22 protein-coding genes are annotated in these 19,478 nt (G+C 61.6%); 7 read left to right on the top strand and 15 right to left on the bottom strand.

The features are described from left to right. Positions 1–95 precede the first annotated feature (95 nt). Positions 96–1,145: a GGDEF domain-containing protein gene (locus ACS4RR_RS17900; protein WP_260110565.1), complete on the bottom strand. Its 1,050-nt coding sequence runs from the start codon at positions 1,143–1,145 to the stop codon at positions 96–98. Positions 1,146–1,329: 184 nt separating this feature from the next. Further along, positions 1,330–1,839: a DinB family protein gene (locus tag ACS4RR_RS17895; protein ID WP_260298519.1), complete on the bottom strand. Its 510-nt coding sequence runs from the start codon at positions 1,837–1,839 to the stop codon at positions 1,330–1,332. A gap of 138 nt (positions 1,840–1,977) precedes the next feature. Between ACS4RR_RS17895 and ACS4RR_RS17890 the strand changes: the two genes are divergently transcribed. Together ACS4RR_RS17890 and ndk are read left to right on the top strand one after the other, a co-directional pair. Then, positions 1,978–2,667: a glutathione S-transferase family protein gene (locus ACS4RR_RS17890; RefSeq protein ID WP_456189095.1), complete on the top strand. Its 690-nt coding sequence runs from the start codon at positions 1,978–1,980 to the stop codon at positions 2,665–2,667. Positions 2,668–2,748: 81 nt separating this feature from the next. Then, positions 2,749–3,171: a nucleoside-diphosphate kinase gene (gene ndk, locus ACS4RR_RS17885; protein WP_004680549.1), complete on the top strand. Its 423-nt coding sequence runs from the start codon at positions 2,749–2,751 to the stop codon at positions 3,169–3,171. Positions 3,172–3,255: 84 nt separating this feature from the next. On the opposite strand, the gene ACS4RR_RS17880 is transcribed toward ndk, so the two are convergent. Together ACS4RR_RS17880 and ACS4RR_RS17875 are read right to left on the bottom strand one after the other, a co-directional pair. Further along, positions 3,256–3,759, bottom strand: coding sequence for a hypothetical protein (locus ACS4RR_RS17880; RefSeq protein WP_456189094.1), 504 nt, complete (start codon positions 3,757–3,759; stop codon positions 3,256–3,258). Beyond that, entirely contained in the window at positions 3,756–4,301 is a 546-nt protein-coding gene (locus ACS4RR_RS17875; protein WP_456189093.1) for a CGNR zinc finger domain-containing protein, read from the bottom strand. The genes ACS4RR_RS17880 and ACS4RR_RS17875 overlap by 4 nt, the downstream gene beginning before the upstream one ends. Positions 4,302–4,366: 65 nt before the next feature. On the opposite strand from ACS4RR_RS17875, the gene ACS4RR_RS17870 reads away from it, so the two are divergent. Continuing rightward, positions 4,367–5,263: a branched-chain amino acid ABC transporter permease gene (locus ACS4RR_RS17870; protein ID WP_162118479.1), complete on the top strand. Its 897-nt coding sequence runs from the start codon at positions 4,367–4,369 to the stop codon at positions 5,261–5,263. Positions 5,264–5,272: 9 nt separating this feature from the next. On the opposite strand, the gene ACS4RR_RS17865 is transcribed toward ACS4RR_RS17870, so the two are convergent. From ACS4RR_RS17865 to ACS4RR_RS17845, 5 genes are all read right to left on the bottom strand, one after another. Beyond that, on the bottom strand, positions 5,273–5,743 hold the full coding sequence (locus ACS4RR_RS17865; RefSeq protein WP_456189092.1) for a molybdenum cofactor biosynthesis protein MoaE: 471 nt from the start codon (positions 5,741–5,743) through the stop codon (positions 5,273–5,275). 261 nt (positions 5,744–6,004) lie between these two features. Beyond that, positions 6,005–6,259 (bottom strand): molybdopterin converting factor subunit 1, encoded by a 255-nt coding sequence (gene moaD, locus ACS4RR_RS17860; RefSeq protein WP_017963741.1) that lies wholly within the window; start codon positions 6,257–6,259, stop codon positions 6,005–6,007. Next, entirely contained in the window at positions 6,256–6,846 is a 591-nt protein-coding gene (pgsA, locus tag ACS4RR_RS17855) for a CDP-diacylglycerol--glycerol-3-phosphate 3-phosphatidyltransferase (RefSeq protein WP_017963742.1), read from the bottom strand. The genes moaD and pgsA overlap by 4 nt, the downstream gene beginning before the upstream one ends. A gap of 192 nt (positions 6,847–7,038) precedes the next feature. After that, positions 7,039–9,081: an excinuclease ABC subunit UvrC gene (gene uvrC, locus ACS4RR_RS17850; protein ID WP_456189091.1), complete on the bottom strand. Its 2,043-nt coding sequence runs from the start codon at positions 9,079–9,081 to the stop codon at positions 7,039–7,041. Continuing rightward, positions 9,078–9,845, bottom strand: coding sequence for an SDR family oxidoreductase (locus ACS4RR_RS17845; RefSeq protein ID WP_017963744.1), 768 nt, complete (start codon positions 9,843–9,845; stop codon positions 9,078–9,080). Before ACS4RR_RS17845 ends, uvrC begins: the two co-directional genes overlap by 4 nt. 365 nt (positions 9,846–10,210) lie before the next feature. Between ACS4RR_RS17845 and ACS4RR_RS17840 the strand changes: the two genes are divergently transcribed. Next, the gene (locus tag ACS4RR_RS17840; RefSeq protein WP_017963745.1) at positions 10,211–10,846 is read left to right on the top strand and encodes an outer membrane protein; all 636 of its coding nucleotides are present in this window, start codon (positions 10,211–10,213) and stop codon (positions 10,844–10,846) included. An 85-nt stretch (positions 10,847–10,931) separates the two neighbouring features. On the opposite strand, the gene ACS4RR_RS17835 is transcribed toward ACS4RR_RS17840, so the two are convergent. Continuing rightward, positions 10,932–11,528 (bottom strand): glutathione S-transferase family protein, encoded by a 597-nt coding sequence (locus ACS4RR_RS17835; RefSeq protein ID WP_456189090.1) that lies wholly within the window; start codon positions 11,526–11,528, stop codon positions 10,932–10,934. 59 nt (positions 11,529–11,587) lie between these two features. Then, positions 11,588–12,457 (bottom strand): 23S rRNA (adenine(2030)-N(6))-methyltransferase RlmJ, encoded by an 870-nt coding sequence (locus tag ACS4RR_RS17830; RefSeq protein ID WP_456189089.1) that lies wholly within the window; start codon positions 12,455–12,457, stop codon positions 11,588–11,590. Positions 12,458–12,473: 16 nt separating this feature from the next. On the opposite strand from ACS4RR_RS17830, the gene ACS4RR_RS17825 reads away from it, so the two are divergent. Continuing rightward, a complete protein-coding gene (locus ACS4RR_RS17825; RefSeq protein WP_456189088.1) occupies positions 12,474–14,678 on the top strand; it encodes a molybdopterin oxidoreductase family protein in 2,205 nt (734 codons plus the stop codon). Continuing rightward, positions 14,675–15,265, top strand: coding sequence for an NUDIX domain-containing protein (locus ACS4RR_RS17820; protein ID WP_260110575.1), 591 nt, complete (start codon positions 14,675–14,677; stop codon positions 15,263–15,265). Before ACS4RR_RS17825 ends, ACS4RR_RS17820 begins: the two co-directional genes overlap by 4 nt. Here ACS4RR_RS17820 and ACS4RR_RS17815 read toward each other — a convergent pair. Beyond that, complete coding sequence (locus ACS4RR_RS17815; RefSeq protein WP_456189087.1) at positions 15,262–15,666, bottom strand: type II toxin-antitoxin system VapC family toxin; 405 nt, start codon at positions 15,664–15,666, stop codon at positions 15,262–15,264. The two genes, ACS4RR_RS17820 and ACS4RR_RS17815, sit on opposite strands and share 4 nt — an antisense overlap. Continuing rightward, entirely contained in the window at positions 15,666–15,905 is a 240-nt protein-coding gene (locus ACS4RR_RS17810; protein WP_017963751.1) for a type II toxin-antitoxin system Phd/YefM family antitoxin, read from the bottom strand. The genes ACS4RR_RS17815 and ACS4RR_RS17810 overlap by 1 nt, the downstream gene beginning before the upstream one ends. Before the next feature lie 180 nt (positions 15,906–16,085). Between ACS4RR_RS17810 and ACS4RR_RS17805 the strand changes: the two genes are divergently transcribed. After that, complete coding sequence (locus ACS4RR_RS17805) at positions 16,086–17,255, top strand: alpha-D-ribose 1-methylphosphonate 5-triphosphate diphosphatase (RefSeq protein WP_456189086.1); 1,170 nt, start codon at positions 16,086–16,088, stop codon at positions 17,253–17,255. A gap of 269 nt (positions 17,256–17,524) precedes the next feature. Here the strand turns inward: ACS4RR_RS17805 and purN are convergent, their stop codons facing one another. Both purN and purM read right to left on the bottom strand, forming a co-directional pair. Further along, the gene (purN, locus tag ACS4RR_RS17800; RefSeq protein WP_456189085.1) at positions 17,525–18,196 is read right to left on the bottom strand and encodes a phosphoribosylglycinamide formyltransferase; all 672 of its coding nucleotides are present in this window, start codon (positions 18,194–18,196) and stop codon (positions 17,525–17,527) included. Next, entirely contained in the window at positions 18,193–19,266 is a 1,074-nt protein-coding gene (gene purM, locus ACS4RR_RS17795) for a phosphoribosylformylglycinamidine cyclo-ligase (protein ID WP_407768360.1), read from the bottom strand. Before purM ends, purN begins: the two co-directional genes overlap by 4 nt. Positions 19,267–19,478 lie beyond the last annotated feature (212 nt).

The following is a 19,478-nucleotide window of genomic DNA, read 5'->3' as shown; positions in this document are numbered from 1 at the left end:
GCGCTCGCCAAGGCAAGAGCGCTTATCCCCGCGCCAAGCTTGCTTGTGCGCCGGCAAGTTTGCTTGTCCCGCGGCCAGAACACGTGTCCGCCGCCTCAGCGGCCGAAAGCCTGCACCGGCAGTCGGGGGTTCGATTGCGCGGCGAGAAGCGCCACGCGAGCATTGGCCTGCAACTGCCCTGGCGTTGCCGCATCGGTGCTGAGCGCCACGCCGATCGAGATGGTGAGCCTGCCGCGATCGGTCTTGTCGGATGTCGCGAAGACCAGATTGTCTTCGACGGAGGCGCGCAGGCGCTCGGCAATCGCCATCGCATCCTGCATGCCGACATTGGAAAACAACAGGGCGAATTCATCACCCTGGGTGCGGGCAATGAAATCGTTTTTCTTGATCGACTTCTGGAGGAGGCCGGCGAGCTTCTTCAGGAGCTTGTTGCCTGCCTGCGTGCCGTATTTGTCGTTGAGATCGGTGAATTTGTCGATATCGATCATGATCAGTGCGCTGCCGGCGGCACCTTCTTCCCGCTCGTAGAGATCGGCGATCGTCCGGTTCAGCGCAATGCGGTTCGGAAGTCCGGTGATCCTGTCGGCGATGGCGGCCGATTGCATTGCCGAAATGCCGCGCTCCAGCGTTTCCAGCGTCTTGATATCGTCCTGCAGCTTCGCGCCGATTTCCATCTCGGCCGCAAGAACGGTCGAAAGCGACGCAGTGAGATAATCGACCTCGCTGAGGAAAGCGGCAAGGCTCTGGTCGCTCTGGCCGGAAACGGATTTCAGGATAGCGCTGCAGGCGCGCGCAAAGGTATTCTTGTGCTTCAGCCCTTCGGCAAGCCTTTCCGCCACATCGCGCAGCATTCGGCTCGCCTCATTCCGTGAGGTCTCGCCTGCCAGCCCGCAATGGCCGACGAGGCGGTATCTCAGGCCGAGCTCGTCGAGCATGGGCTGTTGCGGCTGCGGTCCGAGTGCTGCGATATCCTGCGCAAGGCCGGCATTCAGCCCGACGATCACCTCGTGAAAGAGCTCGTAATTGCGCGGCAGCGCGGCGACGTTGAGGCGCGCCATGTGCTGGGCGATCTTCTGAATATCCCCCTTCGGCGCCGGGCGCACAGCCTCGCGCGGCAACAATGCGTTTGCGCTTGCATTCTGCATGACGATCCCTCGCGACCCAGCCTCATCTCTCACATCACGTTATGCCCGTAAGCTTTTAAGAGAGGCTGAACTTTCGCCGGGATAGCCCAGGATTGGCGGCAGAACCGGCAATGGCGGTTAATTCAGTCTTGATGGCCAGACCATGACTCCGAAAAGTGGGAGGCTTCTTAATTTAGATCGTGCCTCACATCCACTCGCAACCCTCGCTGCGCAGGAAGTAGATGAGATCAAGCGTAAGGCTCGGCTTGGCGAGCGCGGTCAGCGTCATGTGGCACTGGCCGCGATGATGGGTCTGGTGGTTGAAGAGATGCGCAAGCGCTGGAGCCAGCGGCTGGGTGAATTCGCCCGGCTGCGTCACCGGCACATAGGTGAAGTCGGCGGCAAGAGCTGCCTCGTCCAGCGTGTCCATCCAGGCAATGATACGCTCGTCCTCGATTTTGCGTACGGCGGCAAGCGCATCCAGATCTTCGAAGAGCACGGCATTCAGCGTCGTCGGTGCCTCGCCGGTACCGGTGAAGCGCTTCATCCATATCCGGTCTGCGACGAGCAGATGATTGAGCGTGCGATGCAGCGAGCCGAAGAAGGCGCCGCGGTCGCTGCGGAATTCTGCATCGCTGAGTTCGGCCGCGACCGCATAGACTTGGCGGTTGGCCCAGCGATTATAGGCGGCGAACATCTTGTAATGTCTGAGCATCCTGCCCCTCCCGTGTCGTATCGGCAGTCTAGCCGGTTTCCCCAGAAAGCCGAGTGATGACGCCATGAAATTTCCTGATTTGATCGCAGGCGCTTTCTGTCGTGGAATGGATAGAGCTGCGATCTCGAAAGGACTGTCATGACCAGAGCCCTCTATTCCCTCTGCGGCGCCGACGAGCGGCGCTTCTTTTCGCCCCATTGCTGGAAGGCTGTCATGGCGCTCGCGCACAAGGGGCTCGATTTCGAGGAGATCCTGACCACCTATGCCCGCATCAGCGCGATCGGCGGCGGCGTCTCGTCGATCGTGCCGGTTCTCGACGACAATGGCCGGCTGGTCTCCGACAGCTTCGACATTGCGCTCTATCTGGAGGAGGCCTATCCCGAGCGGCCGTCACTGTTCAACGGCGAAGGCGGCAAGGCGTTGTCGCGGATGGTGGAAGGCTATTCGCAGATGATCATCCATCCGGCGATCATGCGCATCGCCCTTCTCGACATCCATGCGAACCTCGACGAGGGAGACAAGGCTTATTTCCGCGAAAGCCGGGAGGCTCGGCTCGGCAAGCCGTTGGAAATGGTTGCCGCCGATAGCGAGGTGGAGAAGGCCGCCTTCGGCGCCAAGCTGGAGCCGCTCCGGCACATGCTGAAATTCCAACCCTTCATCGGCGGGCAGACACCGCTCTTTGCCGACTATATCGTCTTCGGCGCGCTGCAATGGCTGCGTGTCTCCGCCGGTCTCGCCATGCTGGCTGCCGACGATCCCGTCATGGCCTGGTTCGAACGCTGCCTCGATCTTCACCAAAACCGCGGCAGGACTGTGACAGCGGCGTGAAATTGCCGCCTACCTCTTGTTTTCGGGCGTTGGGGCGGGTAAAGACCGCCCACTTTTCCCGAGAAAACAGAGGATTTGACTATGGCGATTGAACGCACCTTCTCGATGATCAAGCCTGATGCAACGAAGCGCAACCTGACAGGCGCTATCACCAAGATGCTCGAAGATGCCGGTCTGCGTGTCGTCGCTTCCAAGCGCGTCTGGATGAGCCGTCGCGAAGCCGAAGGCTTCTACGCCGTTCACAAGGACCGTCCCTTCTTCGGTGAGCTGGTCGAAGGCATGACCTCCGGCCCGACCGTCGTCCAGGTGCTGGAAGGCGAAGGCGCAATCCTCAAGAACCGCGAGATCATGGGCGCGACCAACCCGGCAAACGCTGACGAAGGCACGATCCGCAAGGTTCACGCTCTGTCGATCGGCGAGAATTCCGTTCACGGCTCGGATGCTCCTGAAACAGCTGCCCAGGAAATCAAGTACTGGTTCTCCGATACCGAAATCGTCGGCTGAGGCCACGCTTCGGCATTCGCCGGCAATGCCTTGAATTGACTCTCGAAAGCCGGGGCCTTGCTCCGGCTTTTTCTATACATTTCTCTATGCCGGGCATTTGTCGGTATTCGAGAAATCGACACTGCCATCAGGCTTGAAGACCTCCGGGTTCTTGTCATAAAGCGCGCCGACGACGAGCGGCTTGCTCGGCAGGACGGTCTGGTCGAGGTCGGACCGGAACTGCGTCTTCAATTCCTGCAGCACCTTGCCGTCCTTGTCGACCAGCCGGACACTGACGGAATAGGGGCGGTCCTTGCGCACGCAGTGCAGTTTTTCGCTCTGCAGAGCGATCTTGTCGTCGATCGGGTAGATCTTCTGGTTCAGCACCAACGGATCGCCTCCTTGCGGATTTTCGAATTCGGCGATGATGACCGAGCCGTCGGGGATGGGGCCTGTCTTCTTCAGCGTCAGCAGATAGGTGGCGCTCGCCACCCGATAGTTGAAGACGAAGAGATGGCCGGTGACCTCGACCAGGTTTTCCGCCTGTCGCTGGCAGGCGGAAAGCAGAAGGGCGGTTGCTGCGACCACTACGATCATATATTTCTTCATGGCGTCTCCTCCTTCTTGCGGCGATAGTGACGGTTCGCCTTGGCGCGGTTGCCGCAGACCGCCATGTCGCACCAGGCCCGGCTCCTGTTCTTGCTGCGGTCTATGAACAGCCAGCCGCAATTGCCGCAGATCTTCATGCGCTCCAGATCGGGCATGGCGATCAGCCGCAGTGCCGAATGGGCGGTCGCCGCGGCTAGGCTGTTGGGGCCCGCGTCGCGCAATGTCTTCGCCAGCGCTTCCAGCAGCCCGGCCAGCAATTGGTCGTCGCCGCCATTCAGTATACGCTCGCGGAAATAGACGTCGATCGCTTCCCGCAGCGCGATGAAATCCGCTTCGCTTTCCGCCGCCACCGGCGCGATATCGCCGAAAAGGGCACGCTCGGCGCAGTATTCGGCGGCGGCGCGCGGAAAGCTCCGCATCTGATCCCTGACCGCGAAGCGGTCGATCCGCCGCGTTGCATCGTGGCGCAGAACGACGCTGTTGACGACATCGAGCGCCAGTGCGCCGCCGGCAAAGCGGTGAGGGGTCCAGGAAAAGCTCATGATGAAATTATAACTAGCGAAATAGGTTTTACCAGTTATAATTTTAATGACGCGGAGTGTCTCGAATGGCCTATCTTCTGCAGCAGCTGGCGAATGCGGTTCCACTTGCTGCCCTCTATGCCGCGCTTGCCTTCGGTTATGCCGTCGCCTTCGGCGTGACGAAGCGGGCCGACATCACCTATGGGGCGATCTTTGCCTTCGCGGGCCAGATCCTGCTGCTCTTCACCGAACTTGCTTTCAACCGCTTCTGGTTGGTGCTGCCGGCCGCCCTTGCCGTCGGCGCCTGCGCTTCCATCGTCTATTCGCTGGGGGCGGGCCTATGGATCGGCCGCTCGATCATGCTGCCGCTGGTCAGCAAATCGCCGAATACGGTCATCGTCGCCGCCCTCGGCATGATGATCGTGCTGATGGAGACTGCCCGGCTTGCCGCCAATACCCGCGCCATCTGGCTGCCGCCATTCCTGAACGACACGGTCGTCTTCTGGAGCGACGGCCCCTTCAAGGTGACGCTCACCCATATCCAGTTGATCGACACGGCGCTGATGTGCGCCATCGTCGCGATCGGTACGCTGATCCTCAGGCGCACGGCCTGGGGCCGCATCTGGCGCGCCGTCACCGATGACCCGCTGGCAGCCGAACTCTGCGGCACCAGCGCCGACCGCGTCTTTCTCGTCGCCTATGCGGCAGCCGCTCTCGTCGCCACGATCTGCGGCATCCTCGCCACCTTCTATTACGGCTCGATGGATTTCGGCTCCGGCCTGATGTTCGGACTGAAGGTGCTGTTGATCGCAGCCGTCGGCGGCTACTCCGATCCGCTGCGCTCGGCCGGCGGCGCGGCCGCGCTTGCCGTCGTCGAAACCATGTGGGGCGCCTATGGCCCCTTCGTCTGGCGGGATCTGGTTATCTTCTCGCTGCTCGTCCTGCTCTTGGTCATGAGCCGCAGGGAGCGCGTGGTGCTCTAATTTACTAATTTACTTCCACTTGTCGCGCGCTGCGTCGTCGGAGTCCTTCGCCGCGACCCAGTCTCCGGTGGCACCATCCCTGGCGTGCTCTTTCTTCCAGAAGGGGGCAGCAGTCTTCAGGAAATCCATGACGAAATTGGCGCCGTCGAACGCCGCCTGCCGGTGCGGTGCGGCCGCGACGACGAGCACGATATTCTCGCCGGCAGCGATCTTCCCGTAGCGGTGGATGGCGGTGAGGCCGAGAAGTCCGAACCGCGCGATGGCCAGATCGCCGATGCGCCGCATCTCCGCTTCAGCCATGCCAGGATAATGCTCGAGTTCGAGGGCTGCCAGCGTCCCGCCTTCATCGCGGCAGAGGCCGGAAAAGGTGACGACGGCGCCGATGCCGGGTTTGCCCTTGGAGAGGCGATCGACCTCGGCCCGCAGGTCGAAGTCCTCATGCTGGACGCGGATGGTGGGGGTGATGGGGGTGATGGTCATGATAACATCCCCAACTGCTTTGATACCGTAGCGAAGGTTATGGAGAGGGCGTGCCGTGCCAACCCCCCTCTGCCCTGCCGGGCATCTCCCCCACAAGGAGGGAGATTACGCGTGGCTTGACCATCGTGCCCATCTACAGTTTTGCCGGGCTGAAACGTCGACTGTTTGAGGAAACCCGTGCTCCCAGCCAATCTCCCCCCTTGTGGGGGAGATGCCCGGCAGGGCAGAGGGGGGTAGCGACACGGCACCACGGTCACCGCCCTATCCCCCCGTCATCGGCGGAAATATCCCGATCTCTTTCGCCCCTGATATCGGCTCGTCATGCTCGACATGCTCCATGTCGAGCGCCACGCGGATCACGTCGGGATATTGAAGTGCGGTCTCATATTCTTCGCCCAGCGTCTTCAAATGAGTGAGGAGATCGGCAACGGTGACGACGGAGGAGGGGAGGTCGATCTCCTCCTCGCCCTTGCCGATGCGCTCGCGCACCCAAGCGAAGTAGATAAGCCGCGTCATTCCTCGTCATCCACGATATGTTTCAGTCCGGCGCGGAAATAATCATAGCCGGTGTAGATGGTCAGCAGCGCCGCGATCCACAGCAGCGCGATGCCCATCTGCGTCGTATAGGGGAAAATCTCGTCGCCGGCCGGGCCGGCGAGCAGGAAGGCGATGGCGACAAGCTGCAGCGTCGTCTTCCACTTGGCGATCCGCGTCACGGGTACGCTGACCTTCAGCGCCGCCAGATATTCGCGCAAGCCCGAAACCAGGATCTCGCGGCAGAGAATGGTGATCGCCGCCCAGATCGACCAGCCGGCGATCGTCTGGTCGGCCGCGACCAGCAGAAGAATCGAGGCGACCAGCAGCTTGTCGGCGATCGGGTCGAGCATGCGGCCGATATTCGACGTCTGGTTCCAGATGCGCGCGAGATAGCCGTCGAGGAAATCGGTGAGCGAGGCGATGACGAAGATCCACAGCGCCACCCAGCGCGCCGTGTTGCTGATCGACAGCCTGCCCTCGATGAAGAAGCAGAGAACGATCAGCGGCACGGCGAGGATACGACCGTAGGTCAGAAGATTGGGAATGCTGTACGCACGCGATGCCATGGGATCGTTTCTCTGAATTGATGCGCTGCTACAGCGCCGCGCCTTTTTTCTGACGCGCCAAGGACGCTGTAACACTTTAGGACCTCCGCATCGTGCTCGGGTCGTTGCGGTAGATGACGGCTTTGGCCGCGGACCGTCAACATTCTTTCTGTCTTTTCACCGCCTTTGCGTGGAATTTGCGACGGACGCCGGTTATTTCGCGGCGTCGTCGTGGAAATGGTTATAGACCTGCCTGGCGACGGCTTCCGATATGCCTTCCACCGCCATCAGGTCGGACAGGGCGGCGCGCGAAACCGCCTTTGCCGTGCCGAAATGCTGGAGCAGCGCGCGTTTGCGCGATGGGCCGATGCCGCCGATCTCGTCGAGCGGGTTCTTGATCATTTCCTTCTTGCGCCGAGTCCGGTGGGAGCCGATCGCGAAACGATGCGCCTCGTCGCGCATGCGCTGAATGAAATAGAGCACCGGATCGCGCGGCGGCAGCGTGAAGCTTTCTCGTCCCGGCGGGAAGAAGCGTTCGCGCCCGGCATCGCGGTCGACGCCCTTGGCGATGCCGATCGCCGTCACGCTCTCGGTGATGCCGAGTTCCGCAAGGATGGCGCGCACTGCCGTCATCTGCCCCTGGCCGCCGTCGATGAGGATCACATCGGGCCAGGTCGGGAAGGGCATGTCGGCAGCGTCGGGGGTCGCCGCCTGCGCCGTCCGGTCAGGAATGCCTTCCTCCTTGATCAGCCGCGAGAAACGCCGCGTCATCACCTCCTTCATCATGCCGAAGTCGTCGCCGGGCGTGATGTCGGTCGATTTGATGTTGAACTTGCGGTACTGGTTCTTGACGAAACCTTCCGGCCCCGCGACCACCATGCCGCCGACGGCATTGGTGCCCATGATATGCGAATTGTCGTAGATCTCGATGCGCTGCGGCGTATAGGCAAGCTTGAACGTTTCCTTGAAACCTTCGAGCAGCCGCGACTGCGATGCCGTCTCCGCGAGCTTTCGCCCATGCGCCTCGCGCGCATTGCCGACGACATGGTCGACGAGATCGCGCTTCTCGCCGCGCTGCGGCACGAGGATGGAAACCTTGTGGCCGGCCTTTTCACCGAGTGCTGCGGCGAGCAGTTCCAGTTCCTCGACCGTCTGCGACAGCATGATCTGCTTCGGCACCGGCTTATCGTCGTAGAACTGTGCGAGGAAGGAATTCAGCACTTCGGCGCTCGAAAGCTGCGGATCGGCCTTCGGGAAATAGGCGCGGTTGCCCCAGTTCTGGCCGGTGCGGAAGAAGAACACCTGGATGCAGGAGATGCCGCCCTCATGATGGATGGCGAAAACGTCAGCCTCCTCGACGCCGGCCGGATTGATGCCCTGATGGCTCTGCACATGCGACAGTGCCGCCAGGCGATCGCGATAGATCGCCGCTCGTTCGAAATCGAGGTCCTCGGCCGCCTGGTTCATCGCCTCGGCCATATGCGACTTCACCTTCTGGCTCTTGCCGGACAGGAAGTCCTTCGCCTCCTGCACCAGTTCGTCGTAACCCTCGTCGCTGACCTCATGCGTGCACGGACCGGAACAGCGCTTGATCTGGTAGAGCAGGCAGGGCCGCGTGCGCGTTTCGAAGACGCTGTCGGTGCAGGTGCGGATCAGGAAGGCGCGCTGCAGCGAGTTGATCGTCCGCCCGACTGCGCCGGCCGAAGCGAAAGGTCCGAAATAGTCGCCCTTTCGCGCTCTCGCACCGCGATGCTTGAAGATCGCCGGCGCCCGGTGATCGCCGGTGATGAGGATATAGGGAAACGACTTGTCGTCGCGCAAAAGCACGTTAAAGCGCGGCCGCAAGCGCTTGATCAGATCTGCTTCCAGCAGCAGCGCTTCGGTTTCCGTGCGCGTCGTCACGAATTCCATGTTGGCCGTCTGGCGCACCATCTGGGCGATGCGGTTGGAATGCACGCGGCCGACGGCGTAATTGTTGACGCGCTTCTTCAGACTGCGCGCCTTGCCGACATAGAGCACGTCACCCTCGGCGTTGAACATACGGTAGACGCCGGGGCTGTTGGGGAGCCGCTTGACGAATTCGGCGATCAGTTCCGCGCCGATAAGCCCGGTCTCGTTGAGGCTGCCCGCGTTCCAGTCGACCGCAGCCGCAAGCGGGGCGGCGGCGGAAACGTCGCCTTCCACTTCGATATCGTCTTCGCTCTCATCCGTCTCGTCGTAGAGAACGCCGCCATCCGGCAGCTTTCGTCCATTCATTCCGTAATCTCCGCCACATCGGGCGTCTGCCAGGCGAGGTGCTGGCCGCCGTCGAGGGCAATCATCTGGCCGGTGATCGAGGGCGTGTCGTAAAGGAAGCGAATCGTTTGTCCGAATTCCTCCAGCGCCGGCCCTCGCTGCAAGATAAGGGCTGAGACCTGCGCTTGGAAGTCCTCCATCGCCTGCCGCTCGCTCGGCATCGAGGGGCCGGGGCCGATGGCATTGACGCGGATGCGTGGCGCCAATGCCTGTGCAAGCGTCTGCGTCGCCGTCCACAGCGCGGATTTGGAGAGGGTATAGGAATAGAAGCTGGGCCTCAGCGCCCAGACCCGCTGGTCGATGATATTGACGATCAGCCCTGCTGCCTCAGCGGGCATCTGCTGCGCGAAGGCCGCCGCAAGGATAGAGGGCGCGCGGACATGCAGGTCGAAGTGCAATGCCCATGTGGCGGCATTGAAACTACGCGCGGAATCATGCTGGAAGACCGACGCATTATTGACGAGCAGATCGAGCGGTCCGAGCGCTTCCGACGCCTTCGCGACCAATGCGCCCGTCTCGCCAAGATCGCTAAGGTCGGCCTGCAGCGCGATCGCCCTTTGTCCCTTTTGCCGCAATTCCGCCACCAGCTCTTCGGCCTCACCGATGGAGCCGTTCGCGTGGATCGCAACGGAAAAGCCATTTGCGGCAAGGTCTTCGGCGATTGCCCGGCCTATTCTTTTTGCAGCCCCTGTTATAAGGGCCGAGCGAAGTCTTTTGTGGTTCAAAATCTTGCCTTCTGATCCCGCGAGTCTGTCAGCAGACTATATAGGGGCGGGCGGAGATTATATAAATAGGCCGTTGCGGTTGCGTCGGAGAGCCGGATATTCTATGTATTATTTAAGAATGCGATTTCCTAAAATAGGTATTTTAAGTTTAACTCTTCGGTAGGGTTAACAAAGTGCATGTTGCGCCAAAGCAACATCGAATTTCAGCCATGCGGCAGCCACAATGATATCACAATTTGGCTCTTTCAAATCCGCATTTCAGTTCCAATTTCAATCTCGATCCGGAAGGGACATCTGGCAATATCCCGCCAATGCTTCACTGATAGACAGATGGTAAGCGGCGCGGGACTGAAAGGAGACTAAGTATGCGTGTACTCATTGCTGGCCTCATGGCCTCCGTTTTTGCAATTGCGGGCGTCTCGGCAGCTCAGGCGGCCGATGCCGTCGACCAGGTTCCGGAAGCACCGGTCGCCCAGGAAGCTCCGGTCAAGCCGGCTGGCAACTGGGAAGGCTTCTACCTCGGCGGCGCCGGCACCTACAACATGGGTGACTTCGGTTCCGACCGTCACACCTACGGTTTCGGTGGCCAGGTCTTCACCGGCTACAACTGGCAGCAGGGCCAGATCGTTTACGGCGTTGAATCCGATCTCGGCTACAGCGGCGACGATGTCTCCTCAGGCGGCGTCAAGAACAAGTATGGCTGGAACGGCTCCGTCCGTGGCCGCGTCGGTTACGACATGAATCCCTTCCTGCTCTACGGCACAGCTGGTCTTGCCATCGGCGACGTCAAGGTTTCCGACGGTACCTCGGACGAAAGCAAGACGAATTACGGCTATACGGTCGGCGCTGGTGTCGAAGCCTTCGTGACCAACAACATCACGACGCGCTTGGAATATCGCTACACCGACTACCAGAGCAAGGATTACGACCTCGACTCCGGCAGCTTCTCGCGCGGTTACGACGAGAACAGCGTCAAGCTCGGCATCGGCGTCAAGTTCTAAGCGAGTTGAATATTCGAACATGGAAAAGCCGGGCACGTCGCCCGGCTTTTTGCTGTGTGCTCGTTGCTCCAGACGCTGAGCCCGCTCAGCCCTCAGACTTGAGCTCGCTGTGGGCAGGGAATTTCTTGTCGAACTGCCGCTGCCAGTCGATCAGAGGCGCATGATCGGCTTCCCATTGGTCCTTGAAGCGCAGCTCGAGATAATCGAGCGTCGCGGCCAGCGCGAAATGTCCGCCATTGAGCTTCTTGCCTGTTTTCGGTGGATTGGCGCTGAGATGAGCGAGCCCGCTCGTCGCCTTCTTCCATTGCCGGTCGATCCACGGCTGGTGAATTTTTTCCTCGTCGCGGAAGCGCCGCTCGTAGACGATCGCCAGCAGGCAGTCGCAGATGCCGTCGCACAGCGCCTCGAGGATTTCCGCATCCGTGCGCTTGCCCTTCTTCGAAGGGTAGAGCCCACCCTTCGTCAGCCGGTCGAAATAATGCATGATCGCTACGCTGTCATATATCGAGATCCCGTCATCGGTCAGCAGCGTCGGGATCTTGCCGAGCGGATTGTTATCCACCAGGATCGCCGGTCCGGTATTGGTGTCGACCCGGATAGCGTTCAAATCCAGGCCCAGAAAATATGCGGCCATCCGCACCTTGTTGGAATAGGGCGAGGCGGGCGAACAAAGGAGCTTCATGGGACACCTGATGAGGTTGTAGACTGCGGCGCGGACTATTCCGTAAGGCGATTGGCTGGTCAATCGTCCTTGACGGCCTTGTTTTCGCCGCGCAGCCAGAAGGCACGGTGCGAGGCGAAACGGTCTTGCGCCAGATGGTCCTTCAATGCGGGCAGCAATTGGTGCAACTCGTCCTTCAGTGTGAAGGGCGGGTTGACGATGACGAGTCCGGAGCCCGTCAGTCCGGTAATGCCGCGGTCGCTGCGAACGGCAAGTTCGGCGCAGAGCATTTTCGGGATATCGAGCGCCTGCAGCCTCTCGTGGAATTCCTTGATCGGCGCACCCTTCTTCAGCGGATACCACAGGCAGTAGGTGCCGCCGGGAAAGCGCCGATAGGCCTTTTCCAGCCCCTCGGCCAGCCGCTGATATTCGTCCTCCTCCTCGAAGGGCGGATCGACGAGCACGATGCCGCGCTTCTCCTTCGGCGGCAGATGTGCGCCGAGCGCCAGCCAGCCGTCGAGCTCGGTGATGCGGGCGTGGTGATCGCCCTCGAACAGCCGGTACAGCCTGACGTAGTCCTCGGGATGCAGTTCCATCGCCGACAGGCGGTCCTGCGGCCGGAACAGCATGCGCGCAAGTTTCGGCGAGCCGGGATAGAAGCGGATGCCGCCTTCAGGATTGAGTTCGCGGATTGCCGAGAGGTAGGGCTCCAGCAGTTCAGAGACCTGAGGGCCGAGCTCTGCCTCCATCAGCTTGCCGATGCCATCGAGCCATTCGCCGGTTTTCTGCGCTTCTTCTAAGGAGAGGTCGTAGAGCCCGATGCCGGCATGCGTGTCGAGCACGCGGAAGCCGCCATCCTTCTTCTGCATGTAGCGGATCAGCCGCGTCAGCACGACATGTTTCAGCACATCGGCAAAGTTGCCCGCGTGATAGATGTGGCGGTAGTTCATTTTTGCTGATGTCCGTATGAATTCGCGTCATGGGGAATTTTTGTGGCTTTTGGCCGTGCAAGCCTTGGAATATACAAATGCCATGAACATTGCGACCCCCATCCACGCCAAATCAGAAAAGCCGGAAAACAGGGTGGGCCACACGGCCTGCCCGCATGACTGTCCCTCCACCTGTGCGCTGGAGGTCGAGATATCGGAAGATGGCCGCATCGGCCGTGTCCGTGGCGCCAATGACCATTCCTACACGTCGGGCGTCATCTGCGCCAAAGTCGCCCGTTATGCCGAGCGGCTCTACCATCCCGACCGCCTGATGCGTCCTCTACGCCGCGCCGGCGCCAAGGGGGCAGGGCGGTGGCAGCAGATTTCCTGGGACGATGCGCTGGATGAGATCGCCGAGGCTTTTGTGAAGGCCGAGGCAAGGGACGGCAGCGAAGCGGTCTGGCCCTATTTCTACGCCGGTACCATGGGCTGGGTGCAGCGCGATTCCATCGATCGTCTGCGTCATGCCAAGCGTTACTCCGGCTTCTTCTCCTCGATCTGCACCAACCCCGCCTGGACCGGCTTCACCATGGCGACCGGCACGCTGCGCGGTCCCGATCCGCGGGAGATGGGCCGCACCGATTGCGTCGTCATCTGGGGCACCAACGCGGTGTCGACGCAGGTCAACGTGATGACCCACGCCATCAAGTCGCGCAAGGAGCGCGGCGCGAAGATCGTTGTCATCGACATTTACGACAATCCGACGATGAAGCAGGCCGACATGGCGCTGATCGTCAGGCCAGGCACCGACGCCGCACTCGCCTGCGCCGTCATGCACATCGCCTTCCGCGACGGTTACGCCGACCGTGACTATATGGCGAGATATGCCGATGATCCCGCCGGTCTCGAGGCGCATCTGAAAACCAAGACGCCGCAATGGGCCGCTGCCATCACCGGCCTTTCGGTAGAGGAGATCGAAGCCTTCGCCAGCCTCGTCGGCACGACGAAGAAGACCTTTTTCCGCCTGGGTTATGGCTTCACCCGCCAGCGCAACGGCGCGGTCGCCATGCATGCGGCCGCCTCGATCGCCACCGTTCTCGGCTCCTGGAAATATGAGGGCGGCGGCGCCTTCCATTCAAACAGCGACATCTTCCGCATGAACAATGCGGAACTGACCGGCCGGTCGATGAAGGATGCGGATGTCCGCATGCTCGATCAATCCCAGATCGGCCGGGTGCTGACCGGCGATCCGGTGGCGCTGCGCCATCGCGGTCCGGTGACGGCGATGCTGGTCCAGAACACCAATCCCGCCAACATCGCGCCCGAGCAGCGCCTCGTCAGACGCGGCTTCGCCCGCGACGATCTCTTCGTCGCGGTCCATGAACAGTTCATGACCGAAACGGCTGAGATCGCCGATATCGTCATTCCCGCGACGATGTTCGTCGAGCACGACGACATCTACCGCGCCGGCGGCCAGAACCATATCCTGCTGGGGCCGAAGCTGGTCGAGCCGCCGCCAACCGTGCGCACCAATCTCTTCGTCATCGAGGAACTGGCAAAACGCCTCGGCGTCGCCGATCGCCCCGGCTTCGGCTTCACCGCCCGCGAGATGGTCGACCGCATTCTGGAATCGAGCGGCCTGCCGGATTACGACCATTTCCTCGAACACAAATGGTTCGATCGTCAGCCCGCTTTCGAGGAGGCGCATTATCTGAACGGCTTTGCCCATCCGGATGGCAAGTTCCATTTCCGCCCGGACTGGATCGATCAGCCGGCGCCGAACAAGCCCCCGGCTTCTATCGGCGCGCTCGGTCCGCATGCCGCGCTTCCGGCCTTCCCCGATCAGGTCGATGTCATCGAAGTCGCCGATTACGAACATCCCTTCCGGCTCGCCACCTCGCCGGCGCGCAACTTCCTGAATTCGAGCTTCTCCGAGACCAAGACCTCTCGCCAGAAGGAAGGTCGTCCTGAAGTGATGATCAATCCGGCCGACGCCGAAGCCAATGGCATCGGCCATGGCGATCTCGTCCGTATTGGCAACAGCCGCGGCGATCTGCGCCTCCATGCCCGCATCACCACCGAAGTCAAATCCGGCGTGCTGATCGGCGAGGGGCTCTGGCCGAACAAAGCGCATGTCGACGGCGAGGGCATCAACGTCTTGACCGGTGCCGACCCCGTCGCGCCCTATGGCGGGGCGGCTGTACACGACAACAAGGTCTGGCTTCGCAGGGACGCAGCATGATGCAGCCGAAATCACGCGTGAAGATCGTCAGCGAAGAAATCCTGTCGAATGGGTGGACGCGGCTGAGCAGCTACCTACTCGACTATATCGACCGCAAGGGCGCGACCCAGCGGTTGAAGCGGGAAGTCTATCACCGCACGCCGGCCGCCTGCATCCTGCTTTACGATCCCAAGCGCGACCTCGTCGTTCTCGTCCGCCAATTCCGCCTCGCCGTTCATCTCAACGGCGATCCCAGCTGGATCATCGAGGTGCCTGCCGGCCTTCTCGACGACGACCATCCCGAGGCGGCGATCCGTCGCGAGGCGATGGAGGAGACCGGCTATCGCCTACGCGATGCGCGCTTCCTGTTCAAATCCTATCCCTCGCCGGGCGCCGTCACCGAAGTCGTGCATTTCTTCGCAGCCCTCATCGACATCGCCGACCGCGTGGCGGAAGGCGGCGGCCTGGATGAGGAGCACGAGGATATAGAGGTCCTCGAAATCCCGCTCGACGAAGCGGCGGCGATGATCGAAACCGGCGAGATCTTCGACGTCAAAACGATCGTGCTTCTGCAATGGGCGCTGTTGAACAGGGGAACGCTTTTCTAACCCAGCCCGAAGGTGAGACTTTCCGCTGACGCGGCACGTTCCAGTCTGGCGTCCAGCGTCGCAAGCGATACGTTCTCTGCGACCGCAAGCGCCAGATAAGCGGCGTCATAGACCGATAGTTGATATTTTCGGGCAAGTCGCAAGATCGGAAGATGGTCTTCGCTTGAGACAGTGCGCAGCGGCAGGCTGGTGAGTCGCATGAGACAAGCGAGCACATCCTCGTTGGAGATGCGTTTCCGCCGTTCCGCGGTCAACAGGATGTTGCGTATCTCATGCCAGAAGAGATCGGGCACCAAGGCGTCTTCCGTTTCGAGAAACGACAAGGCTTCTTCGGCAGTCCGGCTTTCCTCATCGACAAGCAACCAAGCCGCCGCAACCGAAGCATCAACCACGAACGGCATCAGCGTTGGCCTTCGCGCCGCCAGGCTTGAATTTCGGCCGCGGTTGCTCCGGCGCGTTCTGCCCGTTCGCTGCGGAGTGCACGGATGGCGTCGAGCCTCTGGCGATGGTCATCGATCTTGATCATGCGGGCGACCGCGTTGTTGCCGCGTGATATCACCACATCTTCGCCTGCTTCCACCTTTGTCAGAAGCTCCGAGAGATGCGTTTTTGCCTCTGCCACTTTCACTTTGATCGTCATAGCCACCGTCCACTTTGTGTTTAATGTAATGTCACGTCAAAACTTGGTCAACTGATTGGTCAAGTATGGCGAAGCAAGAACGGAAAGAGTAAGAAGTTTGGAAGTTCTTCATGCAGTTGTCACGAAGCAGTTCTATGCGCTGCGGTTTGTCAATCATCGGATGCGGTCAGGAGAAAGCCCATGTGGCTCAGCAATTTCACCCTCGTTCTCCCAAGCGAGGTGGTGAGTGAAGGTTCCGTGCGTGTAGAGGATGGTCTCATCGCCGAGATCAGGGAGGAGCCGGTCGCCGGTGCTGCCATTGATGGCGGCGGGCGTTTGCTGATGCCCGGATTCGTCGATCTCCACGGCGACATGATCGAGCGCGAAATCGCCCCGCGGCCGAACGCGACGATGCCGATCGATTTCGGCATCCACGAACTTGACAAGAAGCTTGCCGCCGCCGGCGTCACGACGGCGTTCGCCGCCGTCTCCTTCGCGACAGAGAGCGTCTACGGCCACGTCCGCTCGCTGGAGACGACATCGGCGGTGATCGAGGGCATCAACCGCCTGCGTGACGATCTGCTGATCGACCACCGCGTCCACGCCCGCTACGAGATCACCAACGTCGGCGCAGCCGCGGCACTCGAGCGCCTGCTGAATGCCGATCAGATCGACATGGTTTCGCTCACCGACCACACGCCGGGCCAGGGCCAGTACAACAACCTGCAGAGCTACATTCTCAGCATTTCCGAGCGCCGCGCCGTCTCCGAGGAAATGGCGGCGGAGATCGTCGCCAAGCGCATCGCCATGCGCAGCAATCCTGACATCGAAGCCAAGCTGAAGGAGATCGTAGCGCTGTCGCTGAAGCACAAGCTGTCGCTTGCCTCGCATGACGACGACAGTGTTGAAAAAGTCGCCGAAATGCACGATCTCGGTGTCACCATCAGCGAGTTTCCGGTCACCGCACCTGCGGCCGAAGAGGCGCGACGTCGCGGTCTCTGGACGTTGATGGGCGCGCCGAACGCACTCCGCGGCCAGTCGATGTCGGGCAATCTCAGCGCGCTCGATGCTGCGAGGGCCGGTCTGCTGAGCGTCATTGCCGCCGATTATCATCCGGCTGCCTTCGTGTCCGGTATCTTCAAGCTTGCCGACATGGTGGAGGGCGGCCTGCCAGCCGCCGTTGCCATGGCGACCGGCAACGCGGCCCGTTCCGCCGGCCTCCTGGACCGCGGCGAGATCGCCATCGGCCAGCGCGCCGATCTGGTCGTGGTCGAGCGGGGCGAGATCAACCGCATCCGCGCCACCTTCCGCGCCGGCCGCTTCGTCTATAGCGACGGCACGCTGCATCCGCTGCGGGCGCTGGCGGCTTAATGCATGTCGCCCAAAACCGCAGTTTTGGGACGACGACATGCATAAAGCAATGAAAGATGGCTGCCCCTCACCCTAGCCCTCTCCCCGTAAACGGGGCGAGGGGACGTGCCATACGACAGGTTGCGGGGAACGGAGAGGTTGCGACATGGTCCCTTCGCCCCGTTTACGGGGAGAAGGTGGCGGCAGCCGGATGAGGGGCGGCCATTCGAACCAGGCGGCAAGCTGGCCGACTTTGTCACCAGTCTGAAGCGCGTCGTGTGGCGATGCGCTTAGGCGCGGTCGCCGATCAGCGAGATCAGCTGAGCCTTGGGTGCTGCGGTCGAGGCCTCAGCGCCGACGGCCTTGCCACCTTCCATCGTCACGCGACCTTCGGCAAACAGCCGCAAGGCTTGCGGATAGATCCGGTGTTCGACGGTGAGCACACGCGCGGCAAGGCTTTCGGCCGTGTCGCCGGAAAGAACCGGGACGGCGGCCTGGCCGATCACCGGTCCCTCGTCCATACCTTCGGTGACGAAATGCACCGTGCAGCCGGCGATCCGCATGCCGGCGTCGATTGCCCGCTGATGGGTGTGCAGGCCGGGAAATAGCGGCAGCAGGGAAGGGTGGATGTTGAGCATCCGGCCTTCGTAACGCTGGATGAAGGTCGGCGTCAGCAGCCGCATGTAGCCTGCCAGGCAGAGAATGTCGGGCGAAAGCTCGTCGAGCGCCGAAAATATCGCCGCCTCATGCGCGTCCTTGCTGGCATAGTCCTTGCGGGCAAAGGCGAAGGTGGCGATGCCTTCGGCGGCGGCCTTGGCAAGCCCGCCGGCATCCGCCTTGTCGGAGATGACGCCGACGATCTCGGCCGGGTAGTCGGCTGCCTTTGCAGCCGCAACCAGCGCCATCATGTTGGAGCCGCCGCCGGATATGAAGACGACGGCGCGTTTGCGCGGCGAGCTCATATGGCAAGCGTGCCCTTGTAGACCGTGCCGGCAGCGCCCTCGTCGCGGGCGATCATGCGGCCGAGCGTGACGACAGTCTCGCCCTCGGCTTCGAGTGCGGCGGAAACCGCCGCAACATTCTCGCTGGCGACAACGGCGATCATGCCCACACCGCAGTTGAAGGTGCGCAGCATTTCCCTGGATTCGACGCCGCCCGTCTTGGCGAGCCATGAAAACACCGGCGGCACCTGGACGGCGGCAAGATCGATCTCGGCCGCCAGGTGCTTCGGCAGCACGCGCGGAATATTTTCCGGGAAGCCGCCGCCGGTGATGTGCGCCAGCGCCTTGATGGCGCCGGTTTCGCGGATCGCCTTCAGAAGCGGCTTCACATAGATGCGGGTCGGCTCGAGCAGCGCTTCGCCGAGCTTCTTGCCTTCAGCGAACGGCGCCGGTGCATCCCAATCGAGACCGGACAATTCGACAATCTTACGCACCAGCGAGAAACCGTTGGAATGGACGCCGGAGGAGGCAAGACCGAGGATTACGTCACCCTCGGCAATATCGCCTGATGGCAGGAGCTTGCCGCGTTCGGCAGCACCGACGGCAAAGCCGGCGAGGTCGTAGTCGCCGGAGGAATACATGCCGGGCATTTCGGCCGTCTCGCCGCCGATCAGCGCGCAGCCGGCCTCGCGGCAGCCGGCGGCAATGCCACCGACGATGGCCGCACCCTGGTCGGGGTCGAGCTTGCCGGTCGCGAAATAATCGAGGAAGAACAGCGGCTCGGCGCCCTGCACCACAAGATCGTTGACGCACATGGCGACGAGGTCGATGCCGACGGTGTCGTGATAGTCAGCGTCGATCGCAATCTTCAGCTTGGTGCCGACACCATCATTGGCGGCGACGAGAACCGGATCGGTAAAGCCTGCCGCCTTGAGATCGAAAAGCCCGCCGAAGCCGCCGATCTCGCCGTCGGCGCCGGGACGGCGGGTCGAGCGCACCGCCGGCTTGATCTTCTCGACGAGGAGGTTGCCGGCATCGATGTCGACGCCCGCATCGCTATATGTCAGGCCGTTTTTCCCAGACTGGCTCATGCTGGTCTCCGATGGCTATTTCAGGCGGCAAACGTGCCGCGTCATCTGCCGGTCGCAATTGCATGACAGGGGCGTTTATGCAAGCGTTGCATGGCAAAAGCCCCCAATTTCCCGCGTCTTTCCTGAGCCTTTGCGGGATTCGCCGCGGCAGGGTTGACCATCTTTGCGCCTGCATCCTATGTGCTGAATGGCCGCTTCGGATCGGATGCGGC

Origin of the sequence: Rhizobium zaerense, from assembly GCF_051810725.1 — a bacterium.
GTDB lineage: Bacteria > Pseudomonadota > Alphaproteobacteria > Rhizobiales > Rhizobiaceae > Rhizobium > Rhizobium leguminosarum_I.
This window is presented reverse-complemented; position numbering and strand designations above follow the sequence as displayed.

Excerpts from the sequence above, each read along its gene's own strand:
- ACS4RR_RS17900 (WP_260110565.1), bottom strand. The coding sequence starts at position 1,145 with ATGCAGAATGCAAGCGCAAACGCATTGTTGCCGCGCGAGGCTGTGCGC.
- ACS4RR_RS17895 (WP_260298519.1), bottom strand. The coding sequence starts at position 1,839 with ATGCTCAGACATTACAAGATGTTCGCCGCCTATAATCGCTGGGCCAAC.
- ACS4RR_RS17890 (WP_456189095.1), top strand. The coding sequence starts at position 1,978 with ATGACCAGAGCCCTCTATTCCCTCTGCGGCGCCGACGAGCGGCGCTTC.
- ndk (WP_004680549.1), top strand. The coding sequence starts at position 2,749 with ATGGCGATTGAACGCACCTTCTCGATGATCAAGCCTGATGCAACGAAG.
- ACS4RR_RS17880 (WP_456189094.1), bottom strand. The coding sequence starts at position 3,759 with ATGAAGAAATATATGATCGTAGTGGTCGCAGCAACCGCCCTTCTGCTT.
- ACS4RR_RS17875 (WP_456189093.1), bottom strand. The coding sequence starts at position 4,301 with ATGAGCTTTTCCTGGACCCCTCACCGCTTTGCCGGCGGCGCACTGGCG.
- ACS4RR_RS17870 (WP_162118479.1), top strand. The coding sequence starts at position 4,367 with ATGGCCTATCTTCTGCAGCAGCTGGCGAATGCGGTTCCACTTGCTGCC.
- ACS4RR_RS17865 (WP_456189092.1), bottom strand. The coding sequence starts at position 5,743 with ATGACCATCACCCCCATCACCCCCACCATCCGCGTCCAGCATGAGGAC.
- moaD (WP_017963741.1), bottom strand. The coding sequence starts at position 6,259 with ATGACGCGGCTTATCTACTTCGCTTGGGTGCGCGAGCGCATCGGCAAG.
- pgsA (WP_017963742.1), bottom strand. The coding sequence starts at position 6,846 with ATGGCATCGCGTGCGTACAGCATTCCCAATCTTCTGACCTACGGTCGT.
- uvrC (WP_456189091.1), bottom strand. The coding sequence starts at position 9,081 with ATGAATGGACGAAAGCTGCCGGATGGCGGCGTTCTCTACGACGAGACG.
- ACS4RR_RS17840 (WP_017963745.1), top strand. The coding sequence starts at position 10,211 with ATGCGTGTACTCATTGCTGGCCTCATGGCCTCCGTTTTTGCAATTGCG.
- ACS4RR_RS17835 (WP_456189090.1), bottom strand. The coding sequence starts at position 11,528 with ATGAAGCTCCTTTGTTCGCCCGCCTCGCCCTATTCCAACAAGGTGCGG.
- ACS4RR_RS17830 (WP_456189089.1), bottom strand. The coding sequence starts at position 12,457 with ATGAACTACCGCCACATCTATCACGCGGGCAACTTTGCCGATGTGCTG.
- ACS4RR_RS17825 (WP_456189088.1), top strand. The coding sequence starts at position 12,474 with ATGAATTCGCGTCATGGGGAATTTTTGTGGCTTTTGGCCGTGCAAGCC.
- ACS4RR_RS17820 (WP_260110575.1), top strand. The coding sequence starts at position 14,675 with ATGATGCAGCCGAAATCACGCGTGAAGATCGTCAGCGAAGAAATCCTG.
- ACS4RR_RS17815 (WP_456189087.1), bottom strand. The coding sequence starts at position 15,666 with ATGCCGTTCGTGGTTGATGCTTCGGTTGCGGCGGCTTGGTTGCTTGTC.
- ACS4RR_RS17810 (WP_017963751.1), bottom strand. The coding sequence starts at position 15,905 with ATGACGATCAAAGTGAAAGTGGCAGAGGCAAAAACGCATCTCTCGGAG.
- ACS4RR_RS17805 (WP_456189086.1), top strand. The coding sequence starts at position 16,086 with ATGTGGCTCAGCAATTTCACCCTCGTTCTCCCAAGCGAGGTGGTGAGT.
- purN (WP_456189085.1), bottom strand. The coding sequence starts at position 18,196 with ATGAGCTCGCCGCGCAAACGCGCCGTCGTCTTCATATCCGGCGGCGGC.
- purM (WP_407768360.1), bottom strand. The coding sequence starts at position 19,266 with ATGAGCCAGTCTGGGAAAAACGGCCTGACATATAGCGATGCGGGCGTC.